The following is an 18,577-nucleotide window of genomic DNA, read 5'->3' as shown; positions in this document are numbered from 1 at the left end:
AAAGCCTTTAGAATCTATGGGTTCCGGGAAAACGACCGCTGAAACTTCCGCCTAGATTTCAAACTAGGACACTGCCCCGCGGAGCCGGACGGACGGCCGGCTCAGTACAGGAGGAAGTCCCGCCGGATCGCCTCGAACGCCTCGACGGCGCCTTCCCAGCCCGAGGCGATTTCGGCGGCGGCGCGGCCGGCGTCGACCTCGCGCCGCAGCGCGGCCGAGCCGGCCAGGATGTCGATCGGCATTCGGTCGTGCTCGTACTCGTACGGCGGCTCGCGCCAGCCGAAACCGTCTCCGAGCGCTTCCCGGCCCGCCGCGATCACCGCGACCGCGGCCAGCACGGGGCGGAACGTGCGCCGGTCGGTCACGTGGATCTGGCAGCCGCCGCAGGGCCGTCCGGCGTGCTTCTGAAAGGTCGGTTCGAAGGTCGCCGGCCGGAAGTGTACGCCGGGCAGGCCGAGCCCGTTCAGGGATCCGGCCAGTCCCTCCGGATCGATCCCCGGCGCGCCCACCAGCTCGAACGGCCGCGTGGTGCCGCGGCCCTCCGACAGGAGCGTCCCTTCCAGCAGCACCATCCCCGGGTACACCAGCGCGCTGTCGAGGGTCGGCAGGTTCGGTGACGGGATGACCCAGGGGGCGCCGGCCTCGTCGTGGTGCATCGCGCGCGACCAGCCGTCGAGCGGCATGATCCGCAGGTCGGCCCCGATGCCGAACCGGTCGTTGAACAGCCTCGCCAGCTCGCCGATCGTCATGCCGTGGCGCAGGGGGATCGGGAACTGCCCGACGAAGGAGGCGAACGCGGGGTCGAGGACCGGTCCCTCCACCGCCTCGCCGCCGATCGGGTTGGGCCGGTCGCACACCACTACCGGCAACCCGCACCGCTGCGCCGCCCGCAGGCAGTTGGCCAGCGTGTAGATGTACGTGTAGACGCGCGTCCCGACGTCCTGCAGGTCGATGACCAGCAGGTCGAGCCCGTCGAGCATCTCCGCCGTCGGCTCCCGCGTGTCGCTGTAGAGCGAGTGGATCGGCACGCCCAGTCGCGGGTGTCGCGCGTGGGCGGTCTCCACCATGTTGTCCTGCACGTCGGCATGAAAGCCGTGCTGCGGGCCGAACAGCGCGGCCAGCGTCACGCCCGGCTCCGCGGCGATGCGGTCCACGATGTGGCGAAACGCACCGTCGACCGACGCGGGGTTCGAGACGACGCCGACGCGCCAGCCGGTCAGCATGCCGGAGGCGAGGAGCCGTTCGGAGCCGAGGGTCACCCCCGCCGCCGCGTCGCCCTCGCCCGGTCGGATCAGTCGTCCGGCAGACCGAAGAAGAGTGTCAGCCATCCTCGCAGGTCCTCATGGGCCACGGCCTTGCCCGTGGAATGCAGATAGGCGCGCATGTTGTCGGAGAATCCGTGTCCGGCGAAAACGACGATGCCCGGAATGGGCCACGCCGCGATGTCCTGGATCGTCGCCGGGATCTTCTCCTCCGCGGAGCCGCCGACCCCCTGGTACTTGCATTCGATGCCGAGGCTCCGACCGGAGTCCCCGTAGCGCAGGACCAGGTCGATACGGCGTTCAGCTCCCCATAGTCTCCGGCCGACCCTGATCTGGCTGCCGACGCGAAGTCCGAGCCGTTCGGCGAGGCTCGCCACCTCTCGTTCGAGATCCGTGCCGCTCGCTATGGCCGTGCGCCCGCCGGCCATCTATACCGCCCGTCTCGGCACATTCGTGATGATGTACTCGTCGACGTGCCCTCGGCGAGACGCGTTGGAGTTGATGGCGCGGCGCGCCGGCACGGTGTGCGCCTTGATGTGGAGCCTCTCTGCTACCGCGTTGTCCGTGTACAGCTCCTTGATCTCCGGCGCCGTCGAGTTGCTGAGCACCACATGGCATCCCTTGCGCACCAGCTCGAACACTACCCGCTGAAGCTCGCGCTGATCCTCGGTGTCGAATCCATCCGACGTGTAGGACGTAAAGTGCGCGGTTGCACTCAGGGGAGCGTACGGCGGATCGAAATAGACGAAGTCGCCTTTCCGCGCCGATTTCACGACGGTCTCGAACCGGAGGAGTTCTATCTTCACGGAGAGTTCCGACAGTGTGGAGGATACCCGCCGGAGGTTCTCCTCGTCGCAGATCCTGGGGTTCTTGTACCTACCGCGGGGGACGTTGAAAAGCCCACTCGAGTTCAGACGGAAAAGACCGTTGTAGCCGGTGCGGTTGAGGTAGATGAGCATCCCGGCGAGCTCGGGCGAGTACGCCTCCGGCCGCGGGTGACGACCGTTCGTAATGGCTGCGCGCGCCGGGTTGAAGACCTCGTCCCGGATGCGATAGTAGTGTTCCTCCGGCGCCGCGGCATAGCCCGCCTCGAGTTGCCGGAGATGTCGGATCACCGCGTGCGGCTCGTCGCGCAGGCGGAGGCAGCAGCCGATCAGGTCGGCGTTGACGTCGGTGAGCCTGACCCTGCCGCGCTGCAGCGCGCCGCTCTCGGCGAGGTCGAAGAAGACGGCGCCGCTCCCGAGAAACGGCTCGTGGTACGTCTTGAACTTGCCGGGGTAGAACTCGCGAAGTGCGGGAAGGAGCTGCCGCTTGCCGCCGGCCCACTTCAGGAACGGACGCAAAGCCCGATTGCCGGCTCTGTGGTCCGCGTCGTGCGTGACCTGCGCGCGTTTCATGGAGCCCATCCTCGCGCGTACACTTCGGACATTTGCAGGCTGGTGTCGTTCTTGGGCTTTACAACGCGCGTGTGGCTCTCGGGCTCACGGGCGAGCCAAACTGTGTTGCGGGCCAGGAAGTCTATAGCCTCGGGGTGATGCGAGATCAGTACCACTTGGGGCAGTGTATCCCCAGCGCCGTCTTCGAGCTCGGCAAGCCATGGTTGCAGCTCGGGCAGCGTCACGTAGTTGTCCGGCTCGTCGAGAAACAGGGTGCGTGAGATGTCGGTGGAACCACCCGGGGACCCCGTATCGGGTATCGTCTCGAAAACGAGCGAATACAGTACGAGTAGAGCCCGCTGTCCGTCTGAAAGCTGATCGAAACGATACGCGCGGGAGGTGCCGTCACCTTCCGACGAGAACGTGGCCAGAAGCTCGCGATAGTCACCGGTTCTTGCCGACAGCTTCAGGCCGGCGAACCCGGGAAGGACTTCCGAAAGGCGTTCTGTCACGGTCTGAAGCTGTTGCGGATCGTTCAGCATCTGGCCGCGGTACCAGGCGGCGAAGTTCGCGCCGTCGCGAGCAAGCACGTCGGATTCGACCTTGGATCCACTGTCAATCAGGCTTGGCGCCAGCGAGAGCGTTTGAAACCGACACAAATGGTCACGGAATCGACGCAGACGCGAGTGAAGGCGTTCATCGACCTCCGTCGCCAGTGCGGAACGGAACCGGCCAAAGGGATAGGTAGACTCCTTGCCGTCGTCGCGGTAGAGCTTCAACTCCCGATCGGAATGCGACAATACCGGCTTGCCACCGTACAAAAGGTGTTCGCTCTTGATTTCGGCGTCCCTTTTCCTGTCCGTCTTGTGCTCGATACTCAGCTTGTATATGAATACTCCGCCGTCCGTCGAGAACTCCAGCTCGAAGCGTTGCTCTCTCTTCGTCGTCCATCTGGTGAGGTCGTCCGCGAGAAACAGCTTATCGACCTGCGTGTCGCGCGCGAATTCGCGCAGCTTGTCCATCACCTCGAATATGGCCGACTTGCCGCAGCCATTCGCTCCGGCGAGCAGCGTGAGGTTATCGAGGCGCAGGTCGAAGTTGGTCAGGCACTTGTAATTGTCGATGTGGATGCGTGTCAGCATGCCGCCCCGATTGTAGCAGAGGCCCGGAGCGTCTCCGCGGGTGCGTCCGGGACTGTCGGGGTGAGGAATCCACTACGGGCGGGGGGGCGTCCATCGTCGAGCGTGCCGCCGGCCGTTTGCCTTCGGCGCGGCCGGGGCGCGAGAATGTGCCCAGCACGAAGGAGGACCGTGACCGTACCCGACGTCGAGCTGCACCAGGACCTGCGAAGCGCCGTCGGCGAGCTGTGCCGGCGGTTTCCGGATACCTACTGGCGGGACCTCGATCGCGAGGAAGCCTATCCGGCGGAGTTCGTCCAGACGCTCACCGAGGCCGGCTATCTGGCGGCGCTGATACCCGAGCAGTACGGCGGCTCGGGGCTGGGGATCACCGAGGCGGCGATCATCCTGGAAGAGGTCAACCGATCGGGCGGCAACTCCGCGGCGTGCCACGCCCAGATGTACATCATGGGCACGCTGCTGCGGCACGGATCCGAGGAGCAGAAGCGCGAGTACCTGCCGAAGATCGCGAGCGGCGAGCTGCGGCTGCAGGCGTTCGGGGTGACCGAGCCGACCACCGGCACCGACACCACGCAGCTCCAGACCATGGCGGTGCGCGCCGGCGACCGCTACGTCGTCAACGGCCAGAAGGTGTGGATCTCCCGCACGGAGTACTCCGACCTGATGCTGCTGATCGCACGCACGACGCCGCGCGAGGAGGTCGCGAAGAAGACGGACGGGCTGTCCGTGTTCCTCGTCGATCTGCGCAGTGCCGTCGGCAACGGCGTCACCATCCGGCCGCTTCGCGCGATGATGAACCACGCCACCACCGAGGTGTTCTTCGACAACCTCGAGGTGCCGGCCGAGAACCGCATCGGCGAGGAGGGGCGCGGCTTCCGCTACCTGCTCGACGGGTTGAATGCCGAGCGCATCCTGATTGCCGCCGAGTGCGTCGGCGACGGCCGCTGGTTCATCGAGCGGGCCGTGAAATACGCCAACGAGCGGGTCGTCTTCAACCGCCCGATCGGCAAGAACCAGGGCGTGCAGTTCCCGATCGCCCGCGCCCACGTCAACGTGGAGGCGGCGGACCTGATGCGGGTGCGCGCGGCCGAGCTGTTCGACGCCGGGAAGCCGTGCGGGGCCGAGGCCAACATGGCCAAGCTGCTCGCGGCCGACGCCTCGTGGGAGGCGGCCAACGTGGCGCTGCAGACGTTCGGCGGCTTCGGCTTCGCCGAGGACTACGACATCGAGCGGAAGTTCCGCGAGACCCGGCTCTACCAGGTGGCGCCGATCTCGACGAACCTCATCCTCTCCTACATCGCCGAGCACGTGCTCGGCCTGCCGCGCTCCTTCTGATGACGCCGCCGGGCGCGCCGGATCCCGCTGGGTCGCGCCGGCCCCTCGACGGGGTGACGGTGGTCACCCTGGAGCAGGCCGTCGCGGCGCCGTTCGCCACCCGGCAGCTCGCCGACCTCGGTGCGCGGGTGATCAAGGTGGAGCGTCCGGTGGTGGGCGACTTCGCCCGCGGTTACGACGCGACGGTCAAGGGGCTGTCGAGCCACTTCGTCTGGCTCAACCGGTCGAAGGAGTCGCTGACCCTCGACCTGAAGCGGCCCGAGGCGCGCGAGGTGGTGGCGCGGCTGATCGACGGGGCCGACGTCTTCGTGCAGAACCTCGCGCCGGGCGCGGCGGACCGTCTCGGGCTCGACGCCGGCACCCTGCGTGCCCGCCGCCCCCGGCTCATCGTCTGCAACGTCTCCGGCTACGGAGCCAGCGGGCCCTACCGCGACAAGAAGGCCTACGACCTGCTGGTGCAGGCCGAGGCGGGACTGGTGTCGATCACCGGCACCGCGGACGAGGTGGTGAAGTCGTCCATCTCGGTGGCCGACATCGCGGCCGGCATGTACGCCTACTCCGGCGTGCTGACCGCGCTGTTCCGCCGCGAGCGGAGCGGGGAAGGGGCCGCCATCGAGGTCTCGATGCTGGAGGCGCTCGGCGAGTGGATGGGCTTTCCCCTCTACTACACGCTGTACGGCGGCACGCCGCCGCCCCGCAGCGGCGCCCGGCACGCCGCCATCGCACCCTACGGCCCGTTCGAGGGGGCCGACGGGGAGACGGTGTTCCTCGGGCTGCAGAACGAGCGGGAGTGGGTGCGCTTCTGCGCCGAGGTGCTGGAGCGGCCGGAGCTGGCCACCGATTCGCGCTTCGACGCCAACGCGAAGCGGGTGGCGAACCGCGAGGCCCTCGAGACCGCCATCCACGAGGTCTTCGCTGCACTCACCGCCGAGGCAATCGTGGCCCGCCTCGACGCGGCGCAGATCGCCAACGGCCGGATGAACTCCGTCGCGCAGCTCGCCGGGCATCCGCAGCTCCGCGCCCGCGATCGCTGGCGCGAGGTGCCGTCCAGCGCCGGCCCGCTCCGGATGACCCTGCCGCCGGCCACGCTCGACGGCGCGGCGTCCCGCATGGACGCCATCCCCGAGGTCGGCGAGCATACGGCGGCGATTCTGACCGAGCTCGGCTACGCCCCGGACACGGTCGCCGCCTGGCGGGCCGCCGGCATCGTCTGACGTGGCGTCGGCCTTGCTCTTGGTGCGGCAATGCCGCATACTTGGCAGTCCGTGAGGGTGTTCGCCACCAGGACGTACGAGCGTGCCATCCGCAAGCTGATCCCGGCTTCGGTGCGTGAGGCGATGGAAGCCACAATCGTCGCGGATCCTGCCGGAGCGCCGCTCATCCGAGGCACAGGAGGGGTGCGCAAGTTGCGTTGGGCGGGGTCCGGTCGCGGCAAGCGGGGCGGCATCCGAACCATCTATTTCTACCACGCTGACCCGGAGGCCCTGTACATGTTGACAGCCTACGCCAAAGCGGATCGGGAAGACCTGAGTCCGTCAGACAGGAAGGCCCTGACCCGGCTGGTTGCCGCGATCAAGAGGGAAGGGTGATGAGGGATGACGGATCGAACTGCCAGGGGGCGAGAGATCGAGGACGCGCTGGGTGAGGTTCTGGCCCATGTTCGCGGCGAGGTCGAGTTGCCGTGTCGTATCGTCGACGATCCGACCGCCGAGCGGATCATCGCGCTTCGCCGTCGAATGAAGCTGAGCCGCCGGCAGTTCGCTGACCGCTTCGGACTCGACGCGCGGGCGGTTCAGGATTGGGAACAAGGTCGTCGCGTGCCGGATCGCGCCGCCCGCGTTCTGTTGACCGTCATCGACCGGAATCCGGAAGCGGTAGTCAGTGCTCTCGGCGGCTGATGCAGGCTGCTGATTTACAATCTCTCGTTCGGGCGCCCGCGGATCCGTCGCGGGAGCGCCGCTGTTCAGGAGAGATCGCAAATGCCCGTCAAGGAAGGTTGGACCGGCCGGGTCTACGAGGACTTCGAGGTCGGCGACGTCTACAAGCACCCCCTCGGCCGGACCGTGCTCGCGGCCGACAACGTCTGGTTCACGCTGCTGTCGCAGAACGTCAACAAGATCCACTTCGACTCGGCCTACGCCGAGAAGACGGAGTTCGGCCAGCGGCTCGTCGACTCCACGTTCACCCTGGCCCTGGTCACCGGCCAGTCGACGATGGACCTGTCCGTCAACGTGATGGCCAACCTCGGGTGGGACGAGGTGCGGCTGCCCGCCCCGGTCTTCGAGGGCGACACGATCTACTCGGAGAGCGAGGTGCTGGACAAGCGCGAGTCGAAGTCGCGGCCCAACGTCGGCATCGTGACCGTGAGGACGCGCGGCTTCAAGCAGGACGGCACCGTCGTCATCACCTACAAGCGGACCTTCATGGTCTACCGGCGCGGCCACGTGCCGGAATACGCCGGCGCGCGTCCGGAGGTGAAGGCATGACCTTCAGTGGGTGCTCGCGCTGACCGCAATCACCGCGGCGGCCGCCTGCGGCGGCGAGCCGCGCAAGCCGGCAGGCCAGGACCCGCGGCCGGCCGGGTCCGCATCCCGTTGGAGACCGCAGCGATGACCGCCATCTCCCGATTCGCCGAGTTCGTCTCGTCGGCCGACGTTCCCGCCGCCGCCCGCGCCGCGGCGCGGGACGCCGTGCAGGACACCGTCGGCGTCGCCCTGGCGGGCGCCGGCGAGCCGGCCGCCCGCATCGTGCAGCGGGTGGCGCGGGCGGACGCCGGCCCCGGCGCGTGCAGCGTCCTCGGGACGGACCTGACCGCCGGCCCGACCTGGGCCGCGCTGGCCAACGGCACGGCCGCCCACGCGCTCGACTTCGACGACATGTGCTGGGTGTCGCTGGCGCATCCGAGCGCGCCGCTCGTCGCCGCCGGCCTGGCCGCGGGCGAGGCGGCCGGCGCTTCCGGCCGGGAGCTGCTGGACGCCTACGTCGTCGGCTTCGAGGTGGAATGCGCCCTCGGCGTCGTGATGAACCCCGCCCACTACGAGCAGGGCTGGCACTGCACCTCGACCATCGGCGCCATCGGGGCCGCCGCCGCCGCCGCCCGCGTCCTGGGGCTGGACGCGGAGACGACGGGGCGGGCGCTGTCCATCGCGGCGTCCGAGGCGTGCGGCCTGAAGGAGAACTTCGGGACGATGGTCAAGCCGCTGCAGGGCGGGCTGGCGGCCCGCAACGGCGTGCTGGCCGCGCTCCTCGCGCGCGAGGCGTTCACCGCGTCGGCGCACGCCATCGACGGCCCGCAGGGGTTCCTGGTCGCCATGGGGAGCGCCGGCCGGGACGCCCAGAAGGCCATCGATCCGCTCGGCCGCCGCTGGGAGATCGTCGAGGGCGGCATCACCGTCAAGCTCTACCCGTCGTGCGCGGCGACCCACCCGACCATCGATACGCTGATCGACCTGCGGCGGGAGCACGGCATCGACCCGGCCGCGGTCGAAGCCGTGGAGATCGACGTCGATCCGGTGACCCCGACGGTGCTGATCCACGACCGGCCGGCGACCGGACTCGAGGGCAAGTTCAGCCTGCATTACTGCGCCGCCGCCGCGCTGGCGGCGGGTCGGGTCGGCATCGACACCTTCGAGCGAGACGCCATGCGGGCGCCGGCGGTGGCGCGGCTCGTCCCGCTCGTCACCATGCGGGCCGACGATCGCCTCGGCCGCGAGTCGCCGCCGCTCACCGAGGCGCGCGTGACGGTGCGTCTGGCCGGCGGGCGCACGCTGGAGCGTTTCGTCCGCGGGGCGCGCGGCTATCCCGCCCGGCCGGCGTCGCGGGACGAGCTGGACGGCAAGTTCGCCACCTGCGCCCGGCGCGCGGCGCCCGCGGAAGCGGCGGCCGCGGCGCTCGACTTCCTGCGGACGCTCGACACGGCGGCGTCGGTGCGCGATCTCGCCGCCCGGCTCGCCGTCGGGTCCGCGGAACCGCAGCCGGCCTGACGCGATGCCCGAGAAGCCGGCATTCCGCGTGCGGCGCAGCCTGCTGTTCGTTCCGGCGGTCCGCCCCGACCGTTATCCCAAGGCGTTGGCGACCGGGGCCGACGCGGTCTGCATCGACCTGGAGGACGGCGTCTCGTTCGACGCCAAGGACGAGGCGCGGGACCGGGCGCTGGCCCTGTTCGCAGGCCGCGAGCCGGTGCGCGCCGAGGTCAGCCTGCGCATCAACGACCCGAAGACCGACCTCGGACAGCGCGACCTGGAGGCGGTGCGGCAATCCGGCATCCGCCCCGACGCGCTGATGCTGCCGAAGTGCGAGGGTCCGGAGGAGATCCGCGGCGTGGCGCGGGCGCTCGGCGACGCCCTGCCCGACCTGCCCCTCATCGTGATGGTGGAGACGGCGCGCGGCGTGGCCGCCGCCGCGGCGATCGCCGCCGCGGCGCCCACCGTGTCCGCGGTCTTCTTCGGCGCCATCGACTTCGCGGCCGACGTCGGGTGCGAGGTGAGCTGGGACGCCGCCCTCTACGCGCGCTCGCGCGTGGTGGTCGCCGCCGCCCTCGTCGGCGCCAGCGCGCTCGACTCGCCGTTCATGGACGTCCCCGCCCTCGACGGGCTGGCCGCCGAGAGCCGCCGCACCCGCGGGCTCGGCTTCGACGGCAAGGCCGCCATCCACCCGACGCAGGTCGCGGTGATCCAGGCGGCGTTCTCGCCGGCGGCGGCGGAGGTGGCCTGGGCGCGGCGCATCGTCGAGGCCTACGACCGCAACCGGGGCGGGGTGCTGCTGGTCGACGGCAAGCTGATCGAGCGGCCCGTCATCGCGTCGGCGCGGCGGACGCTGGCGGTAGCGGCGGCGGTGGAGTCGGGCGGCGCACCGGCCGGTTGACGACGGCGTGCGCGCGGCGGTCGCTGGCGCCGCGGGCCTCTCGCGGGGCGCCGCGCGTCCCCTGCCCGCCGAGGCCGGGCGTCAACTGGCGCGGGCCGCCGGCATGACGGCGACGTCCGCGGTGGTCCGCCGTTCCCTGCGCATCGCGTCCAGCCGGTCGTGGGCCAGCGCGTTCTGGATCAGCGGCAGGTAGAAGGCGCCGTCTCCCTCGATGGCGATCAGGTCCTCGTCGACCGTCGCCCACCCCAGGTCGGCCAGCGCGTCCCACACCGGACGGTGCTCCGCCACCGCGTCCCTGCCGACCAGCGTCAGGTAGCGCCGGCGATCGACCTCCAGGCTCTGGAGCTCCTGGAACAGGAGGTGGAGCCGGAGGTCGGACTCCGAGTAGTGGAAGCCCCGCATCACGGGGAACCGGCCGGCGTCCAGGTCCCGGAAGTAGTCGTCCACGCGGGTCTGGTTGATGTAGGCCCAGCCCGGATTCCGGGGCGTGCCGAAGAAGAACGAAATGCCGGCGAATCCCCAGCCCCAGGCGTCGTAGCCCACGAGCTGTCCGTCGTCTTCGCGGAACGGCTTGCGGAACAGCTCCTCGTAGAGATAGCTGCTCTGCAGCGGGCCGTTGCGCTGGAAGTCGTAGGGGGTCACCTGCGTGAACCCCTCGGACACCAGGTAGTCGCGGCCGATGCGGTACATCTCCAGGTTGCGCTCGGTCGAAGGCAGCTCGTCGCGGCGGTTGCGTGCGAAGTCGGTGCGCCCCGCCACGTTCAGCTCGTAGTGCGTAATGTGCGTGAGACCGGCCTCGACCAGCGCCTGCAGGTCGCGCAGCATGTGGTCGGTCGTCTGGTTCGGCCAGCCGAAGATCAGGTCGACGCTCACCGGCAGGCCGAGCGCCCGGCAGGAATCGAGCGTCCGGAACACCTGGGCGGCGGTCTGCTTGCGCCCGCTCGCCTTGATCAGCTCGTCGTCGAGCTGCTGCGCGCCCATGCTGATGCGGTTGATCCCGCAGGCCTGCATGGCGGCCAGCTTTTCGTGGCTGAACGTCTGCGGAATGCCCTCCAGCGTCACCTCGATATCGGGCGGCACGTCGAAGACGCCGCGGACGATGTTCATGAGCGCCGCGTACTGGTCGGCCTTGTAGAGATTCGACGTACCGCCGCCGAAGTAGATGCTCGCCAGCTCGGCGCCCTCGAGGTGCGGGCGGAACATCTCCCCTTCGCGCGCCAGGTAGTCGAGGTAGGTGTCGAGCTGCTGCCGGTCGCGGTAGACCTCGGTGGGGAACAGGCAGAAACCGCAGCGTCCCGGGTCCGTCGGCAGGCAGTAGGGGGTGCCGACGTAGAGGTTTATCCGCTTGCGGACCTCGCGCGCCGCGCGCCGCCGGTCATGCATGACGGCCGGCACGGAGACGTCCCGATCCAGCCAGAAGACGGGGGACGGATGCCCGTGCAGCACCTTGTTGCTCTGCCGGCGATGCCGGTGCGCGTCGATGTAGGTGCGTATCTCTCGTTTGTCACGCATCGCGGATGCCCGTCGCAGGATCCGTATGCCGGCGGCGCGGGAAATTCATTGTACCCCACCGCTCTCGGCGCCACGCAGGGTGGGCGCTAGCGGACGCGGGCGAGGACTCCGTGCAGGTAGTTGAACTCGATGCGGGTCGGCTCGGCGGGGATCGGGATCTCCACGTCGACCTCCGGCCGGTCGATCAGGATCCGCCGGACTATCGGGTCGCGGTCGCGGAACTCCAGTCGGATGGGGACCGAGCTCCGGAAGCCGGGCGGCACGTCCTCCTGCCGCACGCGGCCGTGCAGCACGAACGGCTCCCGCGCGTCGCGCAACGGCGAGACCTCCAGGTCGGGGCGGTAGGTGGGCACGTCGACGCCGTAGACCCACTGGTCGAAGAACCAGTCCATCGGCTCGCCGAAGGCCTCGGTGACCGCCGCCTCGAACGCGCGGGTGTTCGTGACGCCGCCGACGTAAGCGTCCATGAACCCGCGCATCAGGTCGCGGAAGCGCCCGTCGTCGCCGGTCTCGAGGTCCATCAGGAGCATGCGGAGCATGTGCAGGACGAACGCGCCCTTCTCGTAGACGATCAGGCGGTAGTCGAACGGCGTGTCGGTGGTGCGCAGCCGGAAGCCGACCACCAGCGCTCCCGACTCGTTGCCGTCGCTCTCGCGGACCACCGCCGGCACGAAGCCGTAGCGCTTGCCGAAGCCCTGGCCGACGTTGACCTCGCCGAGGGCGTCCAGCCGCCACGCGTCGAGCATGTCCCGGAACTGGTCCTCCTCGCCGAGTCCCGACAGCACGTAGAGCGCGGCCGAGTAGTTGGCGAAGCCCTCCGTGATCCACTGGTCGCGGTACGACTCCCAGTCGGCGCCGGCGCCCCACCACTGGTGGGCGACCTCGTGGGCGCGGAACAGCTCGGACTCTCCCGTGTGCAGCGCGCCGAACACGTGGAAGGTCAGCAGAACCAGTCCGGGAAACGCCTGCCCGCCGCTGCTCCGCGTCTCGGTGACGGCCAGCGAATCGAACGGATAGGGTCCGAAGTAGTCGATGTAGGTCCGCAGCGACCCGATCAGGTCGTCGAGCGTCTTCTCGCGGTTGCCGGGCGCGAAGCCGACGTGGTTGCGGTCGGCGTACACGGCGATGGGAGGCAGGCCCTCGCGCGTCACCTCGTCCACCTCGAACCGCCCCATGTGGAACGACATCGTGCCGCGGACCGGCCGGTTCGTCACCCAGCGCATGATGCGGGTGTCGTCCTCGACGCGTTCGTCCAGCAACGCGCCGCCGCTCGCGATCCGGAAGCGCTCGGGCACCCGGAACGTCAGGTCGAAGCGCCGCCGCCGGTTGTCCGGATGGCGCGGGACCCACAGGCCGGTGTCCTTCAGCAGGTACCCGGAGGCGTCGCGCAGCCGCTCGATCAGCTCCGCCTCGTAGGCGATCTCCAGCACGAAGCGCTCGCCGGCGGCCACCGGGCGCGGCAGCAGCACGGTAAGCCACGGGTCGTGCAGGTCCTCGGAGAAGCGCCGGTCGTGGGTCGCCTGCACGTAGTGGAGCTGCTCGCCGGCGATGGGGGCCGGTTCGTCCGGGCCGGGCGGCCCGTCGTCCGCGTCGTCCGGGTCGCGTTCCGCCACCTGCTCCGGCGGCGCACGGTCCGGGGCGAGCAGCGCCACGCGCGTCGCGTCGTCGACGTCCGGCGGCAGGTCCATCCGCCAGCGCACGTCGGTGACGTCGGCGAACGGCGAGATGGTCAGGCGGAACGCGGCCAGCGGCACCCGCGGCTCCATCACCAGCGCCACGCTCGCGCGGACGTCGCCGTTGCTCTCGATGGCCATGTCGACGTCGGTGCGGGAGACCCCCATCCGCGGGTACCAGCGCTCTTCGTCGGGGACGAGATAGCGGGGCGACAGGCCGTAATCGCGGAAGCTCCACTCGTCGTCGTCCCGCTCGGCGTCGGGATGGACGGGCCCGGCGGTCTCCGGATCGCGGGGGAAACGACCGAGCGTCGGCTCGACCAACGCCGGCGCGAACTCGTCGAGGGCGTGGAAGCCCATCCAGACGTCGAGCAGCTTGCGGCGCCGATCGAACTTGCCGATCGTGACCTCCTCCAGGTCGCGCGGCTCGATCTCGATGGAGAACCAGTCGTGCTCGCGGCCGTCCAGCTCGGCGAAGAAGTAGGGGCGGTCGGCGGGCGCGGCCAGCCCCGCCGCCGCGCGCCAGCGGTCGAGCGCAACGCGGGCGTCCGGATTGCGGAGGCGGTCTTCCAGCAGCGACTCCCGGCGGTCCTCGAGCAGGTCCACCGCCCGGTCGCGCTGCCGCCGCGCCGCGCGCCCGCCCCGCCCGCCGCGCGCCGGCGGATCGGTCACCAGCGCCCGCAGCCGTTCGTCGAGGTCGCCGGTGAACCAGAAGACGAACCGCTCGAACTCTTCCTCGAGGCGGTCCTCGTCGATCAGCTTCCGGAGTTGCTGGTGCTCCACGCCGTCCGGCGGCCACGCGCGCACGGTGCCGCGGCCGAGAAACACCGCGGCGTGCGCGTGATCGCCGACCGGCGGCGTCAGAAAGAGATCGCCGCGCTCCAGCTCGAACTCGAAGCGGTCGATCCACAGCCGCCCGCCGCGGACGTGTCCGGCCGGCTCGGGCACCGCCTCGCGCAACTCGTCGTACAGCGGCGGCGGGCCGAGGCCGGGCTCGTCGTCGTCCGCGGACGCGACGCCGGTCGGCAGAAAGAGCGCGGCGGCGAGAAGGGTGACGATGCGCCGCGCGATTCGCGGGGCGTCGGGAGGGAAGCTGCGCACGCCCGCATCATGCCGGTTTTCCTGGTCGGCGTAAAGGCGGGAACCCGTCACGGTTCAAGGCCGGCCGCGACCGGCGGCCGGCGCCGAATCGTGTATCATCACCGCGGCCACGGGCCTCCCGCCGATTGAGAGGGCAGCGTGGGCGTTCGGTGTACAGCAGATGGCCGTGCGAACCGTTCTCGTGTGCGAGACTCAGGTGCCCTTCGTGACCGGTGGCGCGGAGTCTCTGGTGCGGGAGCTGGTCGACCGTCTGCGCGCCGGGGGATACGAGACCGATCTGGTTTCCGTTCCGTTCAAATGGTATCCGAAGGAAGAGATCCTGGCGCACGCCGCGGCATGGCGGCTCCTGGATCTGACCGAGAGCGCCGAAAAGCCCGTCGACGTCGTCATCTGCACCAAGTTTCCGACGTACTTCGTGCGCCATCCGAACAAGGTCGCTTGGCTCATGCACCAGCACCGGGCCGCGTACGATCTGTGCGGCACCGAGTACAGTAATTTCACGCACGTCGATCTGGACGTAGGGCTCCGGCAGCGTCTCCACGCGCTCGACCGCGAGATGCTCGGCGAATGCCGGCGCCGCTACTCGATTTCGGCGAAGACGGCCACGCGGCTGCAGCGGTTCAATGGGTTGCAGGCCCAGGCGTTGTACCATCCGCCGAGTTTGACGGGCCGCCTCCGCAACGATTCGTACGGGTCCTACGTGCTTTCCGTCGGACGCCTCAATCTCATGAAACGAGTCGATCTGGCCATCGAGGCGATGCCGCACGTCCACGAGTCGCTTCGTCTCGTAGTCGCCGGCGAGGGTCCGGACGAGGACAGGCTGCGCCAAAAAGCCGCCGCCGCCGGCGTTTCGCACCGGGTCGAGTTCCGCGGGAGGGTGGGTGACGACGAGCTCGTCGATCTGTACGCCAATGCGCGGGCCGTCGTCTTTCCTCCCTACGACGAGGACTACGGGTACGTCACGCTCGAAGCTTTCCTGGCCTCCAAGCCGGTGGTCACGACGACCGATTCGGGAGGGCCGCTGGAGTTCGTCGAACACGACGTCTCCGGGGTCGTCTGCGAGCCCGAGGCAGAAGCACTTGCAGCCGCCTTGAATACGTTCGTCGACGAGGCGCGTGCGCAGGCGCTGGGAGAAGCCGGCCGCGAGCGGGCGTCCGGCGTCACCTGGGACGGCGTGATCGAGGCGCTCGTCTCCGGATGACGCGTCCGAGTCAGGGCCCGGCGGCGGCGCCGGTGCACGGCACGAGAACATAACAGGCGCCATGCGGATCGCTCTGTTCGCACCGGTCGAGCCGAGAAAGTCGGGCATCGCCTCGTACACCGCCGCGTTGCTGCCGTGGATGGCGCGGCGGCACCGGATCGACCTGTTCACGGACGAAACACCCGAGCGCAGTCACGTTCCGCGCGGTTCCGCGCGTGTTGTCAGCGCCCATGACATCGTCTGGAGGCATGCGCGGGACCCCTACGATCTCATCGTCTACCAGCTCGGCAATTCCCCCGCCCACAATTACATGTGGCCGTACCTGGTCCGCTACGCGGGACTCGTCGTCATCCACGACGGCAACCTGCAGGCGGCGCGCGGTGACTACTTCCTGTTGCGCGGCGACGTCGAAGGATACCGGGCCGAGTTCGCCTATGAGGATCCACGGCACGCCGCCGCGGCCGAGCTCGTCATCGCCGGCGTGTCGCGCACGCTCCGGTTGCAATGGCCGATGCTACGGGCGGCGGTCTCGACGGCCCGAACCGCCGCGGTCCACAATCCGTGGCTCGCCGCACGGCTTCGCGGTCGCTATCCCGACGCGCACATCGAGGTGATCCGCCCGGGCATCGACGATCCGGTATCCGAGGACGCCGGGACGGCGCGGGCGATGGTGCGCGCCAGACACGGGCTCCCGCCCGAGGCGGTCGTGTTCGGCGCGTTCGGCTGGGTCACACGCGAGAAACGCGTGCCGCAGATTCTGCGTGCGATGGCCGGTCTGGCGGACAAGGAGCAGAGCGCCCATCTGCTGCTGGTCGGAAGCGCGGTGGACCACTACGACGTGCGCGCCGATCTGCGGGCGGTCGGTCTGGAAGACCGGGTGACTGTCGCCGGCTACGTCGACGACGCCGACGTGGCGCGATACCTGTCCGCCACCGATGTCTGTCTCTGTCTGCGGTGGCCGACGATGCGCGAGACCTCCGCCACGTGGCTCCGCGCGCTCGCGGCCGGAAAGGCCACGATCATCACCGATCTCGCACACACTCAGGATGTTCCCGTGCTCTCCGCCACCGCCGCCTGGACACGATCGGCGCCGGAGGCGCACGGTGGAGCGTCTCCCGCTCCGGTCGCGGTCGCCGTCGACATCTGCGATGAGGGGCACGTGCTTCCGGCAGCCATGTCGGTTCTGGCGCGCGACCCCGATCTCCGGCAGCGGCTCGGTGCGGCCGCCCGCGCGTACTGGGCGGCCAACTTCCGGATGGAACACTTGGCGGAGGACTACGAACGGGTCATGTCCGCCGCGGCCGCCCGTCCGACCGGCAGTTCCGCGGCACCCCCGCATCTCGATGAGGACGGCGGCCAGCGGGCGCGGGACATCCTGAAACCCTTCGACGTACTGCCGAACTTTCTCCGCCGCGACGGGAGCGACTAGGATCCATGGCGTCGATGCATGAACCCGAAGACGCACTCGCGCGTCTCGAGCGGTTGCGCAAGGAGTCCGACCGCCTCTACAACGAAGCGCTCACCGCGCTCGACGGCGCCCTGCCGGAGCGGCCCGTACTACCTGAGCCGCCGGCGGGCTTCGACGACTTTCAGATTCATCCGCTCAACACGAGCTGGCGCATCGTGTCCGAAGCAGACATCGATTGGGGTACCGGGTGGCGGGGCCGCCTGCGCCGGTTCGTGTGGAACCTGATCGGGCCGTTCCTGGAGCGGCAGGAGCGATTCAACGCGGCGCTCGTCGAGCACGTCAACCGGAATCACCAGGGTGAAACCTCCGGTCGGACGTCCGTATCCGGCGTCATCACGGCCCTCGACACCCATCTGCAGGCGCTGGCCGCCTTTCACAGTCGGCTCATCCAGTACCTGCAGCAGATCACGCTGTACGTGGATACGAAGGACCGCCGCGAGATCGGTCGACTGGAACAGAGCCTGACCGCCGGGCTCGACAGCGTGACAGACGAGTTCCGGATGCGTCTGGAGTCCGCGGCCGTGCATGGCCATCGCATCGCTGCGGGCATGGAGTCGACCCGCCAGAGGCTGGATCATTTGGGCCATATGGCCGCGGACATGGAGAGCCTTGCAGAGTCGACTCGCCAGACTCGGAACGAGATCGAGGCTCTTCAGAGCGAAGTCGAGAAACGCTCGGCGGAGCAGCAGGGCCTGCGCCAGTCGGTCGATCTCGTCACCGCCGGCACGCACTCGATGAAGCGCGAGCTCGAACGGCTCTGCCGCGCGCCCTCGCCCGCGGCAGAGCCCGCCATCTCCGGGCCGCCCCGGCCGGTCGAGCCCGATCTCGACGCGTACAAGTACGTCTGCTTCGAGGACTCCTTCCGCGGGTCGCGCGAGGAGATCATGGCGCACCAGCGCGCCTACCTGTCGTATTTCGAAGGCGCGTCGGACGTGGTGGACCTCGGGTGCGGCCGCGGCGAGTTCCTGTCCGTGCTGCGCGAGGGCGGGATCACCGCCCGCGGCGTCGACGGCAATGCCGAGGCGGTCGAGCGGTGCCGGGAACAGGGACTCGACGCGACCCGCGCCGACGCGCTCGGGCACCTGCGGACGCTGGCCGACGAGTCGATCGGCGGGCTGTTCTCGAGTCAGGTCGTCGAGCACCTCGAGGCCACGTATCTCCAGCGGTTGCTGGCCGAGGCGCACCGCAGCCTCCGTCCGGATTCCCGTATCGTGGTGGAAACGCTCAACCCCGCGTGCTGGATGGCGTTCTTCAGCGCCTACGTGCGGGATATCACGCACAGGCACCCGGTGCACCCGGAGACCTTGAAGTACCTGCTGCGCGCCGGCGGCTTCGTAGACATCGAGATCGTTTACCGATCGCCGTTGCCCGAGGTGGCGAAGCTGCAGCAGGTCGCGGTCGACCCGACGATAGGGGATACCCCAGCGGGGGCGACGGTCCTGGAGCTGGCGACGGCCTTCAATCAACATGCCGAGCGATTGAACGGCCTGCTCTTCGCCGAGCAGGACTATGCGGCGATCGGCAGGCGTCCGTGACGGCCGACGGGATCAGTCATCTTCGACCCGCCGCCACCGGCGAAATCCTTCGGCCCGCACGGCGCTGCGCTCCGGCTCGCGCGACCTACCCGTCACACCGGGCCGGCGGGCC

The 18,577-nt window shown here is 69.5% G+C and carries 16 protein-coding genes; 10 read left to right on the top strand and 6 right to left on the bottom strand.

The annotated features are described in order from the left end of the window. Positions 1–101: 101 nt before the first annotated feature. From F4X11_04110 to F4X11_04095, 4 genes are all read right to left on the bottom strand, one after another. Positions 102–1,223, bottom strand: coding sequence for a DUF1343 domain-containing protein (locus F4X11_04110; GenBank protein ID MYN64198.1), 1,122 nt, complete (start codon positions 1,221–1,223; stop codon positions 102–104). Positions 1,224–1,291: 68 nt separating this feature from the next. Beyond that, positions 1,292–1,690 (bottom strand): hypothetical protein, encoded by a 399-nt coding sequence (locus F4X11_04105; GenBank protein MYN64197.1) that lies wholly within the window; start codon positions 1,688–1,690, stop codon positions 1,292–1,294. Further along, complete coding sequence (locus tag F4X11_04100; protein MYN64196.1) at positions 1,691–2,668, bottom strand: DNA adenine methylase; 978 nt, start codon at positions 2,666–2,668, stop codon at positions 1,691–1,693. It lies immediately after the preceding gene. Continuing rightward, on the bottom strand, positions 2,656–3,780 hold the full coding sequence (locus F4X11_04095; GenBank protein ID MYN64195.1) for an AAA family ATPase: 1,125 nt from the start codon (positions 3,778–3,780) through the stop codon (positions 2,656–2,658). Before F4X11_04095 ends, F4X11_04100 begins: the two co-directional genes overlap by 13 nt. Positions 3,781–3,924: 144 nt before the next feature. On the opposite strand from F4X11_04095, the gene F4X11_04090 reads away from it, so the two are divergent. The 7 genes from F4X11_04090 to F4X11_04060 all read left to right on the top strand — a co-directional run bounded on the left by F4X11_04090 (position 3,925) and on the right by F4X11_04060 (position 9,975). Further along, a complete protein-coding gene (locus F4X11_04090; GenBank protein ID MYN64194.1) occupies positions 3,925–5,112 on the top strand; it encodes an acyl-CoA dehydrogenase in 1,188 nt (395 codons plus the stop codon). Continuing rightward, positions 5,112–6,326: a CoA transferase gene (locus F4X11_04085; GenBank protein ID MYN64193.1), complete on the top strand. Its 1,215-nt coding sequence runs from the start codon at positions 5,112–5,114 to the stop codon at positions 6,324–6,326. Before F4X11_04090 ends, F4X11_04085 begins: the two co-directional genes overlap by 1 nt. A 30-nt stretch (positions 6,327–6,356) precedes the next feature. Continuing rightward, complete coding sequence (locus F4X11_04080; GenBank protein ID MYN64192.1) at positions 6,357–6,701, top strand: addiction module toxin RelE; 345 nt, start codon at positions 6,357–6,359, stop codon at positions 6,699–6,701. 6 nt (positions 6,702–6,707) lie between these two features. Then, positions 6,708–7,010, top strand: coding sequence for a helix-turn-helix domain-containing protein (locus F4X11_04075; protein MYN64191.1), 303 nt, complete (start codon positions 6,708–6,710; stop codon positions 7,008–7,010). A gap of 81 nt (positions 7,011–7,091) precedes the next feature. Then, entirely contained in the window at positions 7,092–7,598 is a 507-nt protein-coding gene (locus F4X11_04070) for a MaoC family dehydratase (protein ID MYN64190.1), read from the top strand. Positions 7,599–7,721: 123 nt separating this feature from the next. After that, positions 7,722–9,095, top strand: a complete 1,374-nt coding sequence (locus F4X11_04065) for an MmgE/PrpD family protein (GenBank protein ID MYN64189.1) — start codon at positions 7,722–7,724, stop codon at positions 9,093–9,095. Positions 9,096–9,099: 4 nt separating this feature from the next. After that, positions 9,100–9,975: a CoA ester lyase gene (locus F4X11_04060; protein MYN64188.1), complete on the top strand. Its 876-nt coding sequence runs from the start codon at positions 9,100–9,102 to the stop codon at positions 9,973–9,975. A gap of 81 nt (positions 9,976–10,056) precedes the next feature. Here F4X11_04060 and F4X11_04055 read toward each other — a convergent pair whose 3' ends face one another. Both F4X11_04055 and F4X11_04050 read right to left on the bottom strand, forming a co-directional pair. Further along, the gene (locus tag F4X11_04055) at positions 10,057–11,487 is read right to left on the bottom strand and encodes a radical SAM protein (GenBank protein MYN64187.1); all 1,431 of its coding nucleotides are present in this window, start codon (positions 11,485–11,487) and stop codon (positions 10,057–10,059) included. Between the two features lie 86 nt (positions 11,488–11,573). Beyond that, positions 11,574–14,261, bottom strand: a complete 2,688-nt coding sequence (locus tag F4X11_04050) for a M1 family metallopeptidase (GenBank protein ID MYN64186.1) — start codon at positions 14,259–14,261, stop codon at positions 11,574–11,576. Between the two features lie 160 nt (positions 14,262–14,421). Here F4X11_04050 and F4X11_04045 point away from each other — a divergent pair, with 160 nt between their 5' ends. The 3 genes from F4X11_04045 (at position 14,422) to F4X11_04035 (ending at position 18,465) form a co-directional block, all read left to right on the top strand. Continuing rightward, on the top strand, positions 14,422–15,462 hold the full coding sequence (locus F4X11_04045; GenBank protein ID MYN64185.1) for a glycosyltransferase family 4 protein: 1,041 nt from the start codon (positions 14,422–14,424) through the stop codon (positions 15,460–15,462). A 61-nt stretch (positions 15,463–15,523) separates the two neighbouring features. Beyond that, on the top strand, positions 15,524–16,891 hold the full coding sequence (locus F4X11_04040) for a glycosyltransferase family 4 protein (protein MYN64184.1): 1,368 nt from the start codon (positions 15,524–15,526) through the stop codon (positions 16,889–16,891). Positions 16,892–16,896: 5 nt separating this feature from the next. After that, a complete protein-coding gene (locus tag F4X11_04035) occupies positions 16,897–18,465 on the top strand; it encodes a class I SAM-dependent methyltransferase (GenBank protein ID MYN64183.1) in 1,569 nt (522 codons plus the stop codon). Positions 18,466–18,577 lie beyond the last annotated feature (112 nt).

It is taken from the genome of Acidobacteriota bacterium (assembly GCA_009861545.1).
GTDB lineage: Bacteria > Acidobacteriota > Vicinamibacteria > Vicinamibacterales > UBA8438 > WTFV01.
The sequence above is the reverse complement of the archived record's forward strand: the minus strand, read 5'-3'. Positions and strand labels throughout refer to the sequence as shown.

Bases quoted from the DNA above. Each gene is read 5' to 3' on its own strand.
- F4X11_04110 (MYN64198.1), bottom strand. From the start codon at position 1,223: ATGCTGACCGGCTGGCGCGTCGGCGTCGTCTCGAACCCCGCGTCGGTC.
- F4X11_04105 (MYN64197.1), bottom strand. From the start codon at position 1,690: ATGGCCGGCGGGCGCACGGCCATAGCGAGCGGCACGGATCTCGAACGA.
- F4X11_04100 (MYN64196.1), bottom strand. From the start codon at position 2,668: ATGGGCTCCATGAAACGCGCGCAGGTCACGCACGACGCGGACCACAGA.
- F4X11_04095 (MYN64195.1), bottom strand. From the start codon at position 3,780: ATGCTGACACGCATCCACATCGACAATTACAAGTGCCTGACCAACTTC.
- F4X11_04090 (MYN64194.1), top strand. From the start codon at position 3,925: ATGTGCCCAGCACGAAGGAGGACCGTGACCGTACCCGACGTCGAGCTG.
- F4X11_04085 (MYN64193.1), top strand. From the start codon at position 5,112: ATGACGCCGCCGGGCGCGCCGGATCCCGCTGGGTCGCGCCGGCCCCTC.
- F4X11_04080 (MYN64192.1), top strand. From the start codon at position 6,357: ATGCCGCATACTTGGCAGTCCGTGAGGGTGTTCGCCACCAGGACGTAC.
- F4X11_04075 (MYN64191.1), top strand. From the start codon at position 6,708: ATGACGGATCGAACTGCCAGGGGGCGAGAGATCGAGGACGCGCTGGGT.
- F4X11_04070 (MYN64190.1), top strand. From the start codon at position 7,092: ATGCCCGTCAAGGAAGGTTGGACCGGCCGGGTCTACGAGGACTTCGAG.
- F4X11_04065 (MYN64189.1), top strand. From the start codon at position 7,722: ATGACCGCCATCTCCCGATTCGCCGAGTTCGTCTCGTCGGCCGACGTT.
- F4X11_04060 (MYN64188.1), top strand. From the start codon at position 9,100: ATGCCCGAGAAGCCGGCATTCCGCGTGCGGCGCAGCCTGCTGTTCGTT.
- F4X11_04055 (MYN64187.1), bottom strand. From the start codon at position 11,487: ATGCGTGACAAACGAGAGATACGCACCTACATCGACGCGCACCGGCAT.
- F4X11_04045 (MYN64185.1), top strand. From the start codon at position 14,422: ATGGCCGTGCGAACCGTTCTCGTGTGCGAGACTCAGGTGCCCTTCGTG.
- F4X11_04040 (MYN64184.1), top strand. From the start codon at position 15,524: ATGCGGATCGCTCTGTTCGCACCGGTCGAGCCGAGAAAGTCGGGCATC.
- F4X11_04035 (MYN64183.1), top strand. From the start codon at position 16,897: ATGGCGTCGATGCATGAACCCGAAGACGCACTCGCGCGTCTCGAGCGG.